This window comes from Pseudomonas sp. R9.37 (assembly GCF_963878885.1).
In the GTDB taxonomy this organism is placed as follows: Bacteria; Pseudomonadota; Gammaproteobacteria; order Pseudomonadales; family Pseudomonadaceae; genus Aquipseudomonas.
The window spans coordinates 1-16,418 of record NZ_CAWNZA010000046.1 but is presented as its reverse complement, the minus strand read 5'-3'; the positions used below and the strand labels follow the sequence as shown (position 1 = coordinate 16,418).

Annotated in this window: 20 protein-coding genes; 5 read left to right on the top strand and 15 right to left on the bottom strand. The window is 60.9% G+C overall.

The genetic code is table 11. The features are described 5' to 3' along the window. Positions 1–34 precede the first annotated feature (34 nt). On the bottom strand, positions 35–445 hold the full coding sequence (locus tag AACU78_RS21985) for a hypothetical protein (RefSeq protein ID WP_106577787.1): 411 nt from the start codon (positions 443–445) through the stop codon (positions 35–37). A 109-nt stretch (positions 446–554) separates the two neighbouring features. On the opposite strand from AACU78_RS21985, the gene AACU78_RS21980 reads away from it, so the two are divergent. Next, positions 555–1,445, top strand: coding sequence for an AraC family transcriptional regulator (locus tag AACU78_RS21980; RefSeq protein ID WP_256586965.1), 891 nt, complete (start codon positions 555–557; stop codon positions 1,443–1,445). Here AACU78_RS21980 and AACU78_RS21975 read toward each other — a convergent pair. Then, on the bottom strand, positions 1,403–2,044 hold the full coding sequence (locus tag AACU78_RS21975) for a ribonuclease T2 family protein (protein ID WP_106577786.1): 642 nt from the start codon (positions 2,042–2,044) through the stop codon (positions 1,403–1,405). The two genes, AACU78_RS21980 and AACU78_RS21975, sit on opposite strands and share 43 nt — an antisense overlap. Before the next feature lie 44 nt (positions 2,045–2,088). After that, the gene (locus AACU78_RS21970; RefSeq protein ID WP_106577785.1) at positions 2,089–3,069 is read right to left on the bottom strand and encodes a Gfo/Idh/MocA family protein; all 981 of its coding nucleotides are present in this window, start codon (positions 3,067–3,069) and stop codon (positions 2,089–2,091) included. Positions 3,070–3,196: 127 nt separating this feature from the next. Here AACU78_RS21970 and AACU78_RS21965 point away from each other — a divergent pair, with 127 nt between their 5' ends. Then, the gene (locus tag AACU78_RS21965) at positions 3,197–3,559 is read left to right on the top strand and encodes an NUDIX hydrolase (protein WP_106577784.1); all 363 of its coding nucleotides are present in this window, start codon (positions 3,197–3,199) and stop codon (positions 3,557–3,559) included. A 470-nt stretch (positions 3,560–4,029) separates the two neighbouring features. On the opposite strand, the gene AACU78_RS21960 is transcribed toward AACU78_RS21965, so the two are convergent. The 5 genes from AACU78_RS21960 to AACU78_RS21940 are packed head-to-tail and all read right to left on the bottom strand — an operon-like array spanning position 4,030 to position 6,491. Continuing rightward, positions 4,030–4,608 carry a hypothetical protein gene (locus AACU78_RS21960; RefSeq protein WP_106577783.1) on the bottom strand — a complete coding sequence of 193 codons (579 nt, stop codon included), beginning with the start codon at positions 4,606–4,608 and terminating at the stop codon, positions 4,030–4,032. A gap of 37 nt (positions 4,609–4,645) precedes the next feature. Then, complete coding sequence (locus tag AACU78_RS21955) at positions 4,646–5,140, bottom strand: periplasmic heavy metal sensor (protein WP_106577782.1); 495 nt, start codon at positions 5,138–5,140, stop codon at positions 4,646–4,648. Then, complete coding sequence (locus tag AACU78_RS21950; RefSeq protein ID WP_106577781.1) at positions 5,137–5,568, bottom strand: hypothetical protein; 432 nt, start codon at positions 5,566–5,568, stop codon at positions 5,137–5,139. Before AACU78_RS21950 ends, AACU78_RS21955 begins: the two co-directional genes overlap by 4 nt. Next, positions 5,558–6,142, bottom strand: coding sequence for an RNA polymerase sigma factor (locus AACU78_RS21945; protein ID WP_106577780.1), 585 nt, complete (start codon positions 6,140–6,142; stop codon positions 5,558–5,560). The genes AACU78_RS21950 and AACU78_RS21945 overlap by 11 nt, the downstream gene beginning before the upstream one ends. 37 nt (positions 6,143–6,179) lie before the next feature. Then, a complete protein-coding gene (locus AACU78_RS21940) occupies positions 6,180–6,491 on the bottom strand; it encodes a YXWGXW repeat-containing protein (protein WP_106577779.1) in 312 nt (103 codons plus the stop codon). Between the two features lie 225 nt (positions 6,492–6,716). Between AACU78_RS21940 and AACU78_RS21935 the strand changes: the two genes are divergently transcribed. Then, the gene (locus tag AACU78_RS21935) at positions 6,717–6,857 is read left to right on the top strand and encodes a hypothetical protein (protein ID WP_169366508.1); all 141 of its coding nucleotides are present in this window, start codon (positions 6,717–6,719) and stop codon (positions 6,855–6,857) included. Here the strand turns inward: AACU78_RS21935 and AACU78_RS21930 are convergent. After that, the gene (locus AACU78_RS21930) at positions 6,854–7,102 is read right to left on the bottom strand and encodes a DUF1652 domain-containing protein (RefSeq protein WP_106577778.1); all 249 of its coding nucleotides are present in this window, start codon (positions 7,100–7,102) and stop codon (positions 6,854–6,856) included. The two genes, AACU78_RS21935 and AACU78_RS21930, sit on opposite strands and share 4 nt — an antisense overlap. Positions 7,103–7,348: 246 nt before the next feature. Between AACU78_RS21930 and AACU78_RS21925 the strand changes: the two genes are divergently transcribed. Then, positions 7,349–8,293, top strand: coding sequence for a sensor domain-containing diguanylate cyclase (locus AACU78_RS21925; RefSeq protein ID WP_106577777.1), 945 nt, complete (start codon positions 7,349–7,351; stop codon positions 8,291–8,293). Between the two features lie 265 nt (positions 8,294–8,558). Here AACU78_RS21925 and AACU78_RS21920 read toward each other — a convergent pair whose 3' ends face one another. The 6 genes from AACU78_RS21920 to AACU78_RS21895 all read right to left on the bottom strand — a co-directional run bounded on the left by AACU78_RS21920 (position 8,559) and on the right by AACU78_RS21895 (position 14,054). Further along, positions 8,559–8,819 carry a hypothetical protein gene (locus tag AACU78_RS21920; RefSeq protein ID WP_106577776.1) on the bottom strand — a complete coding sequence of 87 codons (261 nt, stop codon included), beginning with the start codon at positions 8,817–8,819 and terminating at the stop codon, positions 8,559–8,561. Between the two features lie 4 nt (positions 8,820–8,823). Further along, complete coding sequence (locus tag AACU78_RS21915; RefSeq protein ID WP_106577775.1) at positions 8,824–9,270, bottom strand: GNAT family N-acetyltransferase; 447 nt, start codon at positions 9,268–9,270, stop codon at positions 8,824–8,826. A gap of 128 nt (positions 9,271–9,398) precedes the next feature. Continuing rightward, the gene (locus AACU78_RS21910; protein WP_106577774.1) at positions 9,399–10,307 is read right to left on the bottom strand and encodes a helix-turn-helix transcriptional regulator; all 909 of its coding nucleotides are present in this window, start codon (positions 10,305–10,307) and stop codon (positions 9,399–9,401) included. A gap of 36 nt (positions 10,308–10,343) precedes the next feature. Continuing rightward, a complete protein-coding gene (locus tag AACU78_RS21905) occupies positions 10,344–11,039 on the bottom strand; it encodes a fumarylacetoacetate hydrolase family protein (RefSeq protein WP_106577773.1) in 696 nt (231 codons plus the stop codon). 104 nt (positions 11,040–11,143) lie between these two features. Then, on the bottom strand, positions 11,144–11,473 hold the full coding sequence (locus AACU78_RS21900; RefSeq protein WP_106577772.1) for a hypothetical protein: 330 nt from the start codon (positions 11,471–11,473) through the stop codon (positions 11,144–11,146). 88 nt (positions 11,474–11,561) lie between these two features. After that, a complete protein-coding gene (locus AACU78_RS21895; RefSeq protein ID WP_106577771.1) occupies positions 11,562–14,054 on the bottom strand; it encodes a TonB-dependent siderophore receptor in 2,493 nt (830 codons plus the stop codon). A gap of 254 nt (positions 14,055–14,308) precedes the next feature. On the opposite strand from AACU78_RS21895, the gene AACU78_RS21890 reads away from it, so the two are divergent. Next, a partial coding sequence (locus AACU78_RS21890; protein WP_146151432.1) for an RHS repeat domain-containing protein occupies positions 14,309–16,418 on the top strand: 2,110 nt, incomplete at its 3' end.

Below are 16,418 nucleotides of genomic sequence, written 5' to 3'. Positions count from 1 at the left end.
GCAAGCCGCCCCCACCGTTTTCAATGAGCACACTTCAAAAGTGCGCCACGTCGGATATCTGCTCATCCAGCACATCCCGCGCCAGCGCCCATGCCTGGTCCTTGGACTCTACGACCAGCAGTGGGTAGCCCCAGGCTTTGCCGAACATCGCGGCAAATGGCTTGAGGGCCAGGCGTTGGGCGGCACTGGGTTCTATCTGGATCATGCCTTTGACGAAGGTGCGCAGCGCCTGTTTGTTTTTCTTCATCCAAATCGAGGCTTGCCTGCGCTCCTCGTGAGAGTGCTCGTGGGCGTTTTCGTCCACAGACTTTTCGTGCAGCAGCAAGAAGGCCTGCTCTCTGGCCAACAACCCTTCAAAGACCACAAAGGCATCTTCCGGGCCGCTTTCATTGGGCGCGTCGAAGATGATTTTCACCACGGGGAACGTTGTACTGTCGAGTCGCATGGCACAGCTCCTGAATGAGAGTAGGTCTCACTATAGTGACCACGCCACTGGACGGCATTGCACAGAATAGCCAGACTGTTTCGCAATTCAGCCAAGCTGCGAACCGGATATGAAGCACCACCGCCTCGATCTGCATCATTCCTCGATGTCCAAGGATGCCGACGTATTCCCGCGTGCGGTGGTGGCCGTGAGTGCCAGCAGCACCAGCGAACGCTGGGAGCACACGCCGCATTCACATCGCAAAGGCCAACTGATGTACACCCTGCGCGGGGTGATTCACTGTCAGATCGAGGCCGGTATCTGGATCGTGCCGCCCCAGTGCGCGCTGTGGATTCCCGGCGGCCTGCCGCACGCCGCGAGGGGTTCAGGTGAGGCCGAGGTGTATTGCCTGTTGATCGACCCCGACGTCAGCGGCGCCCTGCCCGCGCAATGCTGCACCCTGGCTGTGTCGGGCCTGTTGCATGAGTTGATCGGCAAGGCGGTGAGTTTCCCGCAGCTGTATGACGAAGACGGCGCCCAGGGACGTTTGATCAACACGCTGCTCGATGAACTGGCCCAGGCACCGGTCGAAGCCCTGCATTTGCCCATGCCCCAGGACCCGAGGCTGCGACGCCTGGCGGAGAGTTTGCTGGCCGACCCCAGCGACAAGGCCACCCTCAGCCAATGGGCCGTGCGCATCGGCATGAGCGAGCGCAGCATGACGCGCTTGCTGTTGGAGGAGCTGGGCCTGAGCTTCGGTCGCTGGCGCAGGCAGTTGCATGTGATCCTGTCCCTGCAACGCCTGGCCAAGGGTGAAAGCGTGCAGCGCGTGGCGCTGGACCTGGGCTATGAAAACGCCAGCGGTTTTATCACCATGTTCCGCAAAGCCGTGGGCCAGCCACCGGCGCGTTACCTGGCGGACCGCGCCGGGGCGCGAGTACCACGCCTGCGGCCATTTCGATGCACTCGGGCGCCTGATCAGCGCTGCACCGGGACCCGAATATCGCCGCTGCGGCACTGAGTCTTGACGCTTGCGGGGCAACCGGCAAAGCGCAATTCCTTGGTCAGGCACACGCGCACTTCGGACAACACCTTGCCCTTGCAGATCACAGCCATGCCATGGTCGCCCATGGCCGGGTTGCTCTGGCGAAACAGGTGTTCGATGTCGCGCGCTTCCAGGTAGTTGGGCACATTGAACGGCTGCAACTGCGGCGGAATCTGCACTGTCGCCAGCGCCGCATCCGTCGCGTCCAGATAGCGCGACGCATCCAGACCGCTGCACGTGCCGTGCTTGGACCATTCATGTTTAAGCAGCGTGCGCGTGGGGAATATCAAAGCGCCCTTGGCCAGTTCCTGCGCCGACAACCGCGATTGCGGATCACACGATGCCGGCCACCCGCCTTTGGCGTATTGCGGCCATAGCCCATGCAAGACAAACCCATAGCCCTTGCCGGAGCATTGTTGGTTGTCCGGGTGCGTGAGGCAAAACGTCGGCGACCACGACAGTGACAGCAGGTAAAAATCAAAATCTCCCGCGGGCCTCTGCTCGCGTGGCGCCGCTTGCGCCACCATGCTGGCCAGCACCAGCCACAGCGCTATCCAGGCTGTCTTGTAGTTCATCCATCTGTTCCTTGAAAACATAGGCGCCGCGCACCGCAGGACGGTTACTCGGGGCGGTTGGGATTGCGCTGCAGTACCTTGTCCAGAACCCGATCGGTCTTCAACGCCTCGATCGCCAGCGAAGGATGCTCGGCCTCGCCACGAATGTGGGCGTTCATCGCCAGCACATGGTGCCACTGGATATGCGCATGGCAAGGTACTTCGAGCACTTCGTCGACTTCGCCTTCAAGGCGCAATGGCTGGTCTTCGAACACGGCAAAGGTGATGCGGCCGCGGCTGCCGATCAGCTCGACGCGGTCTTCGCGGCGGTCCGCAACGAAGTTCCAGCAGCCCATGCCCAGCGCGCCGGAACCGAAGGTCCAGCAGGCCGTCACCGCATCTTCGGCGGCATATTCCCCGGCTTGTCGGGCGGTAAACCCGGTGACTTCGACGATATCGCCGGCCAGAAACTGAAACAAATCAAACCCGTGGCTGGCGAGGTCGGCAAAGTAGCCGCCACCGGCAACAGCCGGGTCGGTACGCCAATTGGCGGCACTGGCGTCCGCGGCGGCCAGTGGTTTGCTCAAGGTCCAGATCACTTGGCGCAATTCACCGATGCGCCCGTCTCGCAGCCAGTCACGCACCTGCTCAAAGCGCGGTAGCGAGCGGCGGTAGTACGAAACAAACAAGTGCAACCCGGCGCGTTCGAAGGTGCGCTGCATCAACGCGCTTTGCTCGGCGTTGAGGGCCATGGGTTTCTCGACACAGCAATGTTTGCCGGCGGCCGCCACCATCAGGCTGTATTCAAGGTGGCTGTCAGGCGGTGTAGCGATGTACACCGCGTCCACTTCAGGGTCGTCGATCAGTGCCTGAGCGTCGGTATAGAAGCGCGCAATGCCGTGGCGTGCCGCATAATCGCGCACCGCCTCCTCGCGACGCCCCATCACGGCCACCAGTGCCGAACCTGGCGCTTTGTAGAAAGCGGGTCCACTCTTCAATTCAGTGACACTGCCACAACCGATCATGCCCCAACGTACGGTAGTCATCTGTTCTCCTCGTCCGTTTTCATCAATCGGTCAGTATCCACATCCCCACCCGTGCGCGCCATAAGCACTTAGCATGACAATTGCATTACACTTTTATGACATTCATCCCGCTGCGGGGGCACACACGATGAAAATAAGGGCCACGGTCATTTGTGAACACGAGGGGCATATCCTCTTCGTGCGCAAGGCCAGATCGAAATGGGCATTGCCCGGCGGCAAGGTCGAGCGCGACGAGCGCCCGGTCGGCGCGGCCGAACGAGAGTTGGAAGAAGAAACCGGATTGAACGTGGACGGCTTGCTGTACTTGCAGGAAGTGAAGGCCCGCGACACCGTGCACCACGTGTTCGAAGCCTCGGTGGTGAATATTGCCGAGGCACGACCTTGCAACGAGATCGTCGATTGCCGCTGGCACGCCTATGCCGCCCTGGACGAACTGGACACCACCGACGCCACCCGCCACATCGTCAAATCCTTCCTACGCCGCTTGTAATTCCGCGCTCTGCACGCTCACCACGCCATTCGCTTTCTGCCGTTCGACAAAGGATTTGACGAACGCGGCAGCGGCCGCATGCGCTACCGAAACCGCGCGAGAGTCGCCGAATAGGGCATCTTCGAAAGATGGGCCAGTTAGCCTAAGAGCCTTGCGCGGTGAAAACTGTGGGAGCGGGCTTGCTCGCGAAGGCGGCATGTCAGTCAATGAATTCGTACCCGACCCACCGGCTTCGCGGGCAAGCCCGCTCCCACATTGGGTTTCCCTACCGTCAGGTAACTTGCAACCCGCCGCCGCACAGCGAAGAAGCGCTTTTGTTGTAACCCATCAGGGCGCGGTGCTTTGCTTTTGATGGAGACTCGGCCCCAAAAAGGTGACCGACACTCGGGCTGTAGTGCCCGCACTGGCGCCTTCGCGGCCTCGCTAAAGCTCGACGGCTCCCCCACTGGATCTGCACAGGAACGTGAACGCTAAACCACCACTTCCCGCTCCAACACCAAGGTAATCCCGGTGTGCCCATACGCCTTGGACACCCCATTCATGGCCTTGAAGTCGGCAAAATCCTCACCATCATTCGGGTCCATGTACCCACCGCCCGGCCGCTCCATCACATAGTGCAGGCCAATCAAAAACGTCGTCACCACGATCAACGCACGCCGGTTCGCCGCCAGCGCCGGAGGTTTGCCATGAATCACCGGGAACCCGGCCTTGATGCATTGCTCCTCGCACTGCGGGTAGAGCACCGACAGCGCCGTGGCCAGAAACCCATCCATGTAGATCGTCACATTCAACCCCAGCGAACGCGCCGCCAATGCCACGTTATGCGGGTAAGAGTAACCCGCCTTGGTCGGGTCGAAAGGCTTGACCACTCCGCCCGTAATGGCGCCGGAGGTGATCTTGTACAGCTCGACTTCACACATGTTGGTGCGCAGGGCGTCAGTCGCCGTCAGGCCTGCGGGCAAGGTGCCGCCCAGTTCCACGGCGGCGCACAGCAAGGAGGCCGCCCCACAGGAAAATCCAAAGGCTTGTTTCTTTTTAGCAGCCGGCATATGCAACTCTCGAGGGTGATCGTGAGTGCATAACAGCTCAAGAGCGCGGTTTATTCCCCGCGACCTGGGGAAGTTTCTCGCGGCTTTTGGCCTGCCCGCGCTGGTACAACGCCTCCACCAGTTTCTGCCGTTCATCCTGGGGCAGATTGCTCGCGAACTGCGCCAGTGTCGTGTCCACCAGGGCCCGCAGCGCGGCGTCGGCCTCGCGCGCCTTGGCCAGCTCCGTCACCAGCACTTCGCGATCAAGGGTCGGCGCTTCCAGCTGTTTGATCACGCCCAGCCGCGCTTCGCGACCGGCCATGATCAGCGGTTGGCTGTCGGCACGGTTCTGGCGCAGTAACTGGCGCAATTCCTTGCGCCGCTCTGGCGGCAATTTGATCATCGCCTGGCGCAAACCGTGCTGGTTGACCACCGCTTCGGCAGGCCGGGGCGTGGCCATCCAGTGGTAGAGGCCGCCACCCACGCCGCCGATCAAAAACACGTTGAGCAGCACCGAGACAAGCAACCACGGTTTAAGGGATTTTGGGGTCATTGCTCGGTTTCCTCGGCGTTGACGGTGAAGACGACGTCGGCATCGCCCTGATCGAAGACGCTGGGCAGCACGTCGGATGACAGCATCGGCAACGGCACGCTCAGCGAGGCCACCAGCACCCCGGCGGCGATGCCGGCAATGCCCGCGCCCACCAGGCCTGCCGGCGACAGCCAGTGGGCGTAACGCGACCAGAACGACGCCCGTCGCGGTGCAGACTCACGGATCTGGCGCGCCAGCGCCGGGTCTGCGAATGCCAACTGATGGCTGTCCAACTGCCCATCCAGCCAGCTGGCCTCACGCAATGCCTCGCGGGCGTGGACATTGCCGCTGTCGAGCAGCGCCTGGGCGGGCGCCTGCTCAGCCAGAGGCCAGCGGTGCAGGCTGGCCCCGTAGGCGTCAGCCAGGTGCGCAAATCGTTCAGGTGTCATGTTTTCCCCTTCCTGGGCGGGCGAGCCCGGGTGTGTCGGCAAGTTGACTGCGCAACTGGCGTCGGGCCCGCGACAGCAGGCTCTCCAGTGCCTCGACGCTGATGTTCATCAGGGCCGCGGCGTCGATATTCGACAGCTCCTGGTAGTACTGCAACACGATGGCTTCGCGCTGCCGCTCGGGCAAGGTCGCCAAGGCGGCGGCCATCCTTGCGCTGCGGTCGGCCGTTTCCAACTGTTCATCAAGGGCCGGCGCGCTGTCCGCCAGTTCCAGCACCTCGTCCTCATTCAACGGGCGCTCCTTGCGCCGGCGCAACCGGTCGTGGCACAGGTTGAGTGCCACGCGGTGCAGCCAGGTGTCGAAACGCGCTTCGCCAGGCCGCCAGTTGGCCGCCTGGCGCCAGATGCGCAGGAAACTTTCCTGGGCCACGTCCTTGGCCTCGTCGGCATCCCCGAGGATCCGACTGGCGAGCGCGAGCAAACGCGGAAGCTTGCGCGTCACCATTTCGTTGACGGCAGCAGGCTCGTTGTTGCTGATACGCGCCAGTAGCTCAACGTCCGGATCAGTGTCTTTCAATCGGGCAGTTCTCAATGCACTGGCTAAGGTTCAGGGTTCAGCGGATCCAGTGGCCTTCGCGCCAGTACCAGTTCGGGCCACGGGATTCCCAGTGCCCAGGTTCCCAACGGGCATTGCGCACCACCTCCTGCCAGTGGCCCGGCACCCAGGCATACGCGCCGTGCATCCATTGCCAGTGGCCACGGTCCCAGACAAAGCCTGGGCGTTCGGCGGGAATCACTTCAACACGTTCCGCCGGTGGCGCCTGGCGGATGATCACTTCGGTTTGGGCAAAGGTCGGGGTGCTGACAAGCGCGGCAAACGCCAACGGAACCAGCAAGGCGTAGCGCAATTTGGCCAGTGGATTCATGGCAACTCCTTCATACGGCGGACGAAAATGTTCGCTGCTGATGGGTTGAACGGCGGGGTAGGAAAAATCCGTCGCGATAACGACAAAATTTTTCTCGACGCTGGTTAAGGCGAGTATTACTCAGGGGATGGCGGCGCTTGATGAAATGTTTGAAAGCGTGGCGACGGATTTGCGCAAGTGGCGGCGTTCAAGGTGTAACGCAATGCACACCTTGAGGAAATAACCATGTCTCGTCGCCTGACTCTGCTTGTCGCCGCCCTGCTGATCGCCAGCCTCAGCGGCTGTGTCATCCTGCCGGAACACCGGCATTGCTGCTGGCGCTACTACGGCGCTGTGTCCACGCCCGGCAGCACCGTGAATAGCTAACCGACTGCCGCAAAGCCACGGCGCCCGGCCTTGATCTCGGTGCGCAGTTCGCCAATCAGGTTTGCGATGGAACGGACGCTGTCCAGACCTTGGGGCGACACCCGGGTCAGCAACAGGTCGACACGCCCGGACGCCGGTTCAAATACGCTGATGCGCAGCGAGCCGTCGCTGTTGAGGCTGCACTCACACACAAGCGGCAGGAAGCCCGAGGCCATGATGCGGTTGAGTTCGATGATCGACATCATGACAAGCCCCCGTCCTTGGGTTCTACCCTGTAGGTGTGTTGCATCCAGCATAGATAAGCTTTTGCCGAGCACTGAACAATTAATTCAAAAGTGATACCTGAGCCGCATTTTGCCTTGTGGACGCTGGCGCCCTGGCGCCAAAAACCCAGCACGCGACCTCTCGTCCGCTGCCTGGGCAAGCGCTTGACTCTACACGGCGTTCACAAGACGCTCTTGGCTCTTTGCCATCATCCAGAGCAGCCCGCCATGAGCATCGATCCCCCAAGACTGCCCGACAGTGATGTATACAAAACGCTGCTGGAGTCGACCAAGGCCATTCCCTGGCGCATCGATTGGCAGACCATGACGTTCACTTACATCGGTCCGCAGATCGAAGCGTTGCTGGGCTGGACCCCGCAAAGCTGGGTCAGCGTGGACGACTGGGTCGAGCGCATGCACCCGGATGACCGTGAGTACGTGGTGAACTTTTGCGTATCGCAATCGCGCGCCGGCGTTGACCACGAGGCCGATTACCGCGCGCTGACGGTAAACGGTGACTACGTGTGGATTCGCGATGTGGTGCATGTGGTGCGCAAGGGCGATGAAGTCGAAGCGTTGATCGGCTTCATGTTCGATATCAGCGAGCGCAAGAAGACCGAAGAACACTTGATTCGCCTGCAAAAACAACTGGAGGAATATTCCTTCCAGGACGGCCTCACCGGCATTGCCAACCGCCGCATGTTCGACACCGTGCTGGAACGCGAATGGGCAAGCGCCCAGCGCAGCCAGTTGCCGCTGTCGTTGATCATCCTCGATATCGATTTTTTCAAGCAGTACAACGACCACTACGGCCACATCAAAGGCGACGAAGCCTTGCGCCAGGTAGCGCGCACCTTATCGCTGGCGGCTAACCGTCCACGGGATTTCATTGCGCGGATCGGCGGCGAGGAGTTTGTGTGGCTGCTGCCAGAGACTGACGCGGCGTCGGCCAGGCAAGTGGCGCGACGCTGCCTGCACCTGATCTGCCAACAACAGATCGAACATGGCTTTTCAGCGGTTTCCAAACTGCTGACCCTGAGCCTGGGCGTTGGCACGCATCTGGTGACGCCCAACAGCAACCTGCTCGAGTTTGTCGAGTCCGTCGATAAGTTGCTGTACAAGGCCAAACATAACGGGCGTATGCGGGCAGAGTTTGCCGACGGTGAACTTTGACGCCGCAGTCAAATTCCGGGCAAAAAAAATCCCAAGTAGCTGATGGAAACTTGGGATTTAAAAGTGCATAAACCGTGGGAGGTGAACGCCCGGCTATAGTACCGATTGTAAAAACCTGTAACAAGACGATTTTAATCCTTTCGTCGGATTGAAAACGCCGTAAGTCATTCAATAACCACACATTTTTTAAGGAGGACGGGATTATAAATGCCACTTTTTGGTGCAAGTTACGCCTCTATTTCCTTATATTAAAAAGGGTTATGAATCATAGAGGTGCAGCACTGTTGGATGATTGCCCGTTTAATTGCCGGCATGTATCGCGAAGTTCCAGGCTGTTGGACGACGCCGCACTGGCGACACGCTCTACCTGCCTGCAAAGTGCCAACCGCTCGGCCGCCTCGACGCGCGCCCGGTCGACCTGGGCATTGAGCCACATGAAATAGCCACCCAGTAATACCGCGACGCACAGAACCCCGATCGCAAAGTAGCGAAAGCCGTAGGACGCTGGGGGTTCTGTCGGGTTCATGACACTAAGGCACCCTGCTCTTCTCGTACCGGACGTCGTCGCCCTCGACCCGAGCGACCATCGACCAGCCCAACCGCTGGTAAAACCCGTTGGCACGGATTTCATCGCGGCCATCGGTGATCAAAAACAACCGTTCATGCTGTTCAAACAGTGCCGCTTCAGCCACCGCCATCAAGCGGCGGCCCAAGCCCAGGCCTTCGTAGCCAGGCTGTACAAACATCGCAAACACCTCGCCTGCGGCCCGGTCGACCATGGAAAAGGCGACAGGCCGGCCCTCAACCTCGGCGATCCACACACAGGGCGCTTCACGAATGCTGTCTGCCAGCACCTGCGGGGTAATCCCCAGCGCGGTCATCTGTTCGCGGCTCAAATGGTTTTGCACCACCGAGGTGCGAATAGCGAAGAGCGTGTCGATATCGTCCGGCGTCGCCACGCGTATCAGCATTTGCATACGGGCCTCCTGTTGAAGGGCGCAATTGTATGCACATAGAAACATAAGCATTGTCGTGGATTTGTAAAAAGCCAGCCTGCAGGTGTATGTGAGCGCTGTCGAGCCCCACCGACATGCACGCGCTTTATCTACACCGCATTCGCCTGCTGCTGGCGGCGATACTGCCCCGGCGCCATGCCATGCGCCTTGCGAAAGCAGCGCGAAAAGTACGCCTCATCGGTAAACCCGCAGCGCTGGGCGATCACGCCGATCATTTGCGCGCTGTTGAGCAACAAGGTGCGCGCCAATTGCATGCGGCGATCAAGCACCAGTTGGGAAAAGGGTTTGCCGGTTTCCTTGCGCAACAAATGCGTAAGGTAGTTGGGCGAGAGGAAGGCAGCGGCCGCAGCCTCAGTCAGGTTGAGGGTTGGCTCGTGCAGATGCTCGCGAATGTAGCCCTGCACCCGCGCCAGGGCGTCCTTGCGCCCGCGCCGGGTCGCGTTATTGGCGGCAAATGCCTGCAGCGGTTCGGCGTACTGCTCGCAGACCAGACCGATCAGTTGGAAGAGATAGCCTTTCAACCGCTCACGGGCGCCGAAGGTGCGCTGGGCGTCCAGGGTGCGCATGTGCGCCAGCCAGGATTTCACGTCGTCGAAGGCCGCGTCGTTGAGGATGAAATCCAAGTGCTCCTGAAAACGAAACGGCGACAACTCCGGGGCTTGGCCGATGGGAATGTCCTCCAGGTCCAGCGGGTCGCAGGTCAGCTGCGGCAGAAAAAACGCCTGGCTGAAGTTGATCAGCATGAACTCGCCGTCTTCGGGGTGGGGAATCACATGCAGGCGATGGGGCAGGATAAACGCCAGCGCCTTGTGCGGAAACGGCCGCACCGCGCCGCCGATATGCTGCACGGTGTCGCCGCCCAGGTTGATCTGGATCTGGAAATATTCATGCCGATGCGGGCTGGTCAGCGCCGCCCGCCCGCGCTTGTCGCGGATATAAAAGTCGGGACGGTCGCTGCGTTGTTCCATGCCATAAGTGGTGACGCGGGTGCCTGGCATAACGAAATCTCGGGTGGCCTGGGCACCACTGTAGCCTCAACCCTGGCTGAGGGTGAAGCTCAGCTCGCCAACGCCGTCGATGCCGGCAGTAACCACATCGCCCGGCTGCAGCGCGCCAACGCCGGCAGGAGTACCGGTAAAGATCAGGTCACCGGCCTTGAGTGCGACGGATTGCGAGGCATCGCTGATCACTTCACTGACCGACCAGATCAAGTCGGCCAGGTCGCCTACCTGGCGCTGTTCGCCATTGACCTTCAGCCAGATTTTGCCGGTAGACGGGTGCCCCACCGCACTCACGGGCTGCAACGCGGTGCTGGGCGCCGACTCATCAAAGGCCTTGGCCCATTCCCACGGGCGTGAGAGCTTTTTCGCCTGGGCCTGGAGGTCGCGGCGGGTCAGATCGATGCCGACGCCGTAACCCCAGATGTGGGAAAACGCATCCTCGGGAGTGATGTTTACCCCGCCCTTTGCGATGGCCACCACCAGCTCCACTTCATGGTGAAGATCGGCGGTCAGCGGCGGATAGGCAATCACGCCCTCGGCCGGCACCACCGCGTCAGCCGGTTTCATGAAGAAGAACGGCGGCTCGCGATCCGGATCATGCCCCATCTCGCGGGCATGTTCGCTGTAGTTGCGGCCCACGCAGAACACGCGGCGCAGCGGAAAACGTGCCGCGCTGCCGTGGATGGCCAGGGATGGGGTGGGTTCAGGAGTAATTACATAATCAGTCATGGCCTGCGCCTCTTGGTTTGCCTGGCGCCAGTATGACGAGGCGTGCCAGGGCAAAGTTGGACAGGCTGACGCAGATTTTGCACTGGCCGGTGCAGGTTAACGGGTTATTTACGCGCCACCTTATAGCGCAGGCAATCCTGATAAAAGCTCTGACGAATCGCCTCAGGCTTGAGCCGGGAACGGCTGTCGTAGGTCTGCTCGGTGATGCCCATGGCCATCATGCGCATCCATGACTTGCTGAACGTGATGGTCTGGATTTTTTGCCGTGCGGCATACAGCGACACGCCCGACAGTTTGAGTTCCTGGGCCCTGGCGGCAGTGCCGGCACCCCAACTGCACATGTACTTGTCACCCTCGCGCAGCTCCCGTGCCTGCACGGCAGCTGCGCCGCCCGCCAACGAGCAGGCGATCAGCATGATTCCAACAGTGCGCATTTGCTTCCTCACCTAACCACCTGAAAATAAAAGTGATTCTGGCGAGAATTTTGTTACAAAGGGGCCATTAAATTGCCTTATCTGCCGTTCACCATTGATAGGTCGCACTCGCCTGCACCGTACGCTGCGAGCCATACCAGCACCACGAATAGGAATAACAGGACGCCACGTATTCCTTGTTCGCCAGGTTAGTTGCGTTCAGCGCCAGGCGCAGGTTGTCCATGGGGTTGGCGATGTTCGGGATGTCGTAGTGCACCGCCGCATCAACCAAGGTGTAGCCCGGCACTTTCAGGGTGTTGGCGGTATCGCCCCAGGACGAGCCGACATAGCGCGCCCCCGCGCCGACGCCGAAGCCCTTGAGCTGGCCGTCGTGGAAGGTGTAGTCGGCCCACGCCGAGGCGGTGTGGCGCGGTACACCGTAGGTGGTGGTGCCCTCAACCGGAATCGCCGGACCTATGCCTTTATCAGTGAGCGGCGCGTACTGCACGGTGCTGTTGGACTTGCTCGCGCGGTTGTCCAGGTAGGCGTAGGCCGCAGTGATGTCGAGGTTATCGTTGAGGCTGGCCTTGCCTTCCAGTTCAAAGCCACGTGACTGCTGCTCGCCGTCCTGGACGCTGCAACGGCCGTTGCCACACAGATGGCTCGGGTCCGGGTCCAGGGTCGGCACGTTGCTCTGGCGCAGGTCGAAAATCGCTGCGGTGATAAAGCTGTTGCTGCCCGGCGGCTGGTACTTGATGCCGATTTCATACTGCTTGCCTTCGGTCGGCTTGAACACCGACCCGCCATAACCGGTGCCCGATTGCGGGTTGAACGACTCCGCATAGCTGGCATACGGCGCCAGGCCGTTGTCGAACAGATAGACCACCCCGACACGGCCGGTAAACGCCTTGCTGTCCAGGGACGACTTGCTCTTGGCGCCGGAGCTGATGGTTTTGGTGGTGCTGTCGGTGCTGGCCCAGTCATAACGACCACCGAGCAACAGCACCCATTTGTCCCACTTCATTTGCTCCTGCAGGTACGCCCCGGTTTGCTCGCTGCGAGAGGTTGCATCGGTGGTGAAGGCCGGCGTGACCACAGGCGCGCCGTAGACGGGGTCGAAGATGTCGAGGTTCGGCCCCTTGCCGTAACCGGCCTTGGTGTCGGTGCGGGTGTTCTGGTAGTCGAGGCCCATCAACAGCGTGTGCTGTAACGGCCCGGTGTCGAATTTGGCTTGCGCTTGGTTGTCGAGGGTGTAGGCGTCCATGTCGACATCGGTGGCGATGGTCGACCGCGTGGATGTGCGGTAATCGGCCTGCAGGTTGCTGTTGTAAATGCTTCGGTAGATGCCTTCCGCGCGCAGGTAACGCGCGTTCTGGCGCACGGTCCAGACATCATTGAAGTGATGCTCGAAGGCGTAGCCGACGGAGTAATACTCGCGGTCGCTCTTCTCGAAGTTCTTTTCGCCGTCGTAGAAATCCACGTCGATCTTGCGCCCGGTGGGGCTGCGCAACACCGAACCCCAGGCGGGCACAGAGCCGTAGGACGCGCCTTTGGGGTCCTTCTGGAAATGCCCGAGCAAGGTCAGCGAGGTGTCCTCGTCCGGGCGCCAGGTGAAGGCGCTGGACAGCGACTGGCGACGGGTTTCGGTGTGTTCGACCTGGCCATCGGCATCATCGAACAACCCCGCTACGCGGTAGGAATACACCCCCTGATCATCCAGCGGGCCGCTGAGGTCGAAGGTGGTGCGCTTCTTGTTGAAGGTGCCGTACTCGACGCCGACTTCATGAAACGGCGTATCCAACGGACGCTTGGTGACCATGTTGATCACCCCGCTCGGCGTGCCCTGCCCGTACAGCACCGACGCCGGGCCGCGCAGCACTTCGACGCGTTCCAGGTCAAAGGCATCTTTTTGCGGCAGGGCATCACGGCTCGATGGCATGCGCAAGCCATCGAGGTAGGTGGCCGGCGCAAAGCCGCGGATGGTCAACTGGTCGAGACGCGAGGCCGTGGCACCTCGGGTTTCCGGCACCACGGCGGCGCTGTAGCGCAGGATCTGGTTGAGGCTTTCGGCGTTCTGCGCGCGCATCTGGTCCTTGGTGACCACAGAGATCGATTGCGGGGTTTCGATCAGCGCGGTGTCAGTCTTGGTGCCCGACAGGCTGCGGGTAGCGACATAACCGGCGACTGGCCCAGTGGGGCTTTCGCTCTGGTAGCCGCCGCTGATCGTGGTGGCCTGCAACTCCATGGCGCCGCCGTTATCCGGGATGGCTTCCAGGCGGTAGCGGTCGGCAGAGATCTTCAGCGCCTGCAAGCCGCTGCCGGCGAGCAACTGGGTCAGGGCCACGTCGGTGTCGTACTGCCCGCTCAAGCCATTGCTGTGCTTGCCGCGGGTCAAACTTGCATCGAATGCCAGTACCAGGCCGGCCTGCTCGGCCAGGCTATTGAGGGCCTGGCTGAGGTCGCCGGCGGGAATCGAGAAACGGCGCAACGCGCTGCTGCTTTCTTCTGCGAACGAGGACTGGACGCTCAGCAATGGCACGGCGGCAAAGGCAAACGCCACTGACAGGGCCAGTGGATGCAAGGGACGAGCAAGGCGCGACATGGGAAATCCTGCGTAATAGAGGTTCTATTAACCATGACGGCCATGTCGGAAAATCGGGCAAGGATGAGAGTGGTTTTTATTTGCTGACGCTTTACGCAATGAGCTTGATCGCTTTTTTGTGTAGGCCTTCGGGCTAGTTCTTGGCGGTTTTTGCCTGCTTAAAGTCGTCCCTTTCTGATTTTTCCAGCCGTTCATCCAGGCGCTTTTTCCTGCGGCATGCTTCGACGCCTTGCCATTTCGCCGAGACGTCACGGATGACCCACGCCGCCCACATTGCCTTTATCGAACATGAGCTCAATGGCTTCCATCAGAGCCTGGCGGAGTATCGCCAGCAGATGGGCGCCTGGTATGCGCGGGCGCTGGATGCGGTCAGCCATGCAGCGGACATGCCGTCGTTGCTGGGGATGGACCGGGTGTTGCGGGTGGGCGACTCGCAAGGGTCTTTCAGTATTTCCGATGCGGATCTTTCCACGGTTACGCGCTGCCCGGCGGGTGGCGAGCTGAAGATCGAGAGCAAGTTCGAGTCGGTGTACGACGTGCCGATCGGCGAAATCCCGGTTGAGGTTATTCGCTTGGAGGACGGCAGTTCTACGGTGGTCATGCTGGATGAACAGGGCAAAGGTTCCCACACCTGCGTGGCCGGTGGGCGCTATCAGGTGCGGGTACAAGGCGGCGTTTCCGCGCAGCAGGTAGACGCGTTGTTTGCCTCCTACGCCGGGCTGACAGCCGACCTGGAGCAATGGCTGCGCGAGCAATGGAACGGCTTCAAACCCTTTTGGCAACAATCGACCGCCAGCGCGATTGGCAGTGGTGTGCTGGCGGGCAGTTGGGCGGCGATCCGCGACGTGTGGGACAGCATCAAGCTGGTACAGGCAATTCTTGAAGACCCGTTGAAGTACGTCGAGCAACTCGGCACCGAGGCTGCCAAGTTGGCGCAGTTGGCGACCGACGCGCCGCAGGTCATGGAAAAAGCCATGTTACTGGCCAGTGACGAGGCGGCGCTATACCTGATGGTACGCACGGCGATGCTGTGGCTGGACGCGTTGCCACGCGGCGAGATGGCCGAGGCGGCGGCGGGGTTTGTGGTGTCGTTGTTGATCGACCTGGTGATTGGCGCGGTGTTGATGATCGCGCTGCCGGCGGCGGGTGTGGCGTACCTGAGCTTACGGTTGGTCAAGTATGGCGCACGGATTCTTGATGCCGCGATTGGCTTTGTGCGCGGCCTGCTTGGGATTCTGACCAAGTTCATGCAGGCGGTGAATCGCTACAAGGCCGTGGCAGTTCGCGGGGTGGTCGGTGGGCTGAAGCAAGGCACGATGCAGATGCGCTGGCGGGCACGGCATAACGCGGTGCTGAAGCAGAAAGAGCGTATCGATGATGTGCCTGTCGCTGCGAAGAATCCCCAAGGAGATGCGGCGGCGCCTGCGGATAAAACCGCCACCAATGGCTGCCCGGTGTCGATGGTCACCGGGGAAGAATTGCTGACCCTTACCGATGGCGCGCTGGACGGGATTTTGCCGTTTGAGTGGACGCGGTTGTACCGCACCAGTGCGGTGGATGTGGATTGCGGGTTGGGGTTTGGCTGGAGTCATTCGCTGGCGCAGCGGTTGGTGGTGGGCGGTGATTCGGTGGTTTGGACGGATCATGAGAATCGCTCGACTGCCCTGCCCTTGCCGACTGCGGCTCGTCCCGCGATTACCAACAGCTTGGCCGAAGCGGCGATCTACTTGGGCGATTTGCCCGATGAGCTGGTGCTGGCTCAGGCATCACGCTTTTATCACTTTCGCGACGGTGTGCTGACAGCGATCAGCGATGCGTATGACAACCGGCTGCGGGTTATTCGTGATCGTTTGGGGCGCATTGAGCGGCTGGATAACGGTGTCGGCCGGTCGTTGTTTTTACGCTACGAACTGGGCCGCATTGTTGCCGTGGACTATCAGGTCCATCGCGCTAAAGGGCGTGAACCCTACGTCTGGGTGACGGAACAGAACGTCGTTTCCTACGCCTATGACGATGCTGGCCGACTGGTTTCGGCGACCAATGCAGTAGGCGAAAGCGAGGTTTATCGGTACGACGATCAGCACGTCATTCTTGAGCGGCAGTTGGCCGGTGGGGCGAGTTTCTTTTGGGAATGGGAACGGGCTGGCAAGGCGGCGCGCTGTGTTCGGCACTGGGCCAGTTTTTCGCAGATGGATACGCGGTATGCGTGGGAGGACGGCGGCAGGGTCACGGTTCATAACGCTGATGGCAGTCAGGAAGTGTATGTCCATGACCAGCGCGCGCGGCTGGTGCAGCGGGTTGATCCGGATGGCGCTGAGCACTTCAAATCCTACGACGACAAGGGCCGGCTGACGGTTGAGCAGG

What these genes read in the sequence shown, in the direction of transcription:
- AACU78_RS21930 (WP_106577778.1), bottom strand. Translation starts at nt 7,102, where the DNA reads ATGATGTCGATCATCGAACTCAACCGCATCATGGCCTCGGGCTTCCTG.
- AACU78_RS21915 (WP_106577775.1), bottom strand. Translation starts at nt 9,270, where the DNA reads ATGCAAATGCTGATACGCGTGGCGACGCCGGACGATATCGACACGCTC.
- AACU78_RS21980 (WP_256586965.1), top strand. Translation starts at nt 555, where the DNA reads ATGAAGCACCACCGCCTCGATCTGCATCATTCCTCGATGTCCAAGGAT.
- AACU78_RS21950 (WP_106577781.1), bottom strand. Translation starts at nt 5,568, where the DNA reads ATGACACCTGAACGATTTGCGCACCTGGCTGACGCCTACGGGGCCAGC.
- AACU78_RS21935 (WP_169366508.1), top strand. Translation starts at nt 6,717, where the DNA reads ATGTCTCGTCGCCTGACTCTGCTTGTCGCCGCCCTGCTGATCGCCAGC.
- AACU78_RS21970 (WP_106577785.1), bottom strand. Translation starts at nt 3,069, where the DNA reads ATGACTACCGTACGTTGGGGCATGATCGGTTGTGGCAGTGTCACTGAA.
- AACU78_RS21925 (WP_106577777.1), top strand. Translation starts at nt 7,349, where the DNA reads ATGAGCATCGATCCCCCAAGACTGCCCGACAGTGATGTATACAAAACG.
- AACU78_RS21900 (WP_106577772.1), bottom strand. Translation starts at nt 11,473, where the DNA reads ATGCGCACTGTTGGAATCATGCTGATCGCCTGCTCGTTGGCGGGCGGC.
- AACU78_RS21965 (WP_106577784.1), top strand. Translation starts at nt 3,197, where the DNA reads ATGAAAATAAGGGCCACGGTCATTTGTGAACACGAGGGGCATATCCTC.
- AACU78_RS21905 (WP_106577773.1), bottom strand. Translation starts at nt 11,039, where the DNA reads ATGACTGATTATGTAATTACTCCTGAACCCACCCCATCCCTGGCCATC.
- AACU78_RS21895 (WP_106577771.1), bottom strand. Translation starts at nt 14,054, where the DNA reads ATGTCGCGCCTTGCTCGTCCCTTGCATCCACTGGCCCTGTCAGTGGCG.
- AACU78_RS21975 (WP_106577786.1), bottom strand. Translation starts at nt 2,044, where the DNA reads ATGAACTACAAGACAGCCTGGATAGCGCTGTGGCTGGTGCTGGCCAGC.
- AACU78_RS21920 (WP_106577776.1), bottom strand. Translation starts at nt 8,819, where the DNA reads ATGAACCCGACAGAACCCCCAGCGTCCTACGGCTTTCGCTACTTTGCG.
- AACU78_RS21955 (WP_106577782.1), bottom strand. Translation starts at nt 5,140, where the DNA reads ATGACCCCAAAATCCCTTAAACCGTGGTTGCTTGTCTCGGTGCTGCTC.
- AACU78_RS21960 (WP_106577783.1), bottom strand. Translation starts at nt 4,608, where the DNA reads ATGCCGGCTGCTAAAAAGAAACAAGCCTTTGGATTTTCCTGTGGGGCG.
- AACU78_RS21985 (WP_106577787.1), bottom strand. Translation starts at nt 445, where the DNA reads ATGCGACTCGACAGTACAACGTTCCCCGTGGTGAAAATCATCTTCGAC.
- AACU78_RS21940 (WP_106577779.1), bottom strand. Translation starts at nt 6,491, where the DNA reads ATGAATCCACTGGCCAAATTGCGCTACGCCTTGCTGGTTCCGTTGGCG.
- AACU78_RS21910 (WP_106577774.1), bottom strand. Translation starts at nt 10,307, where the DNA reads ATGCCAGGCACCCGCGTCACCACTTATGGCATGGAACAACGCAGCGAC.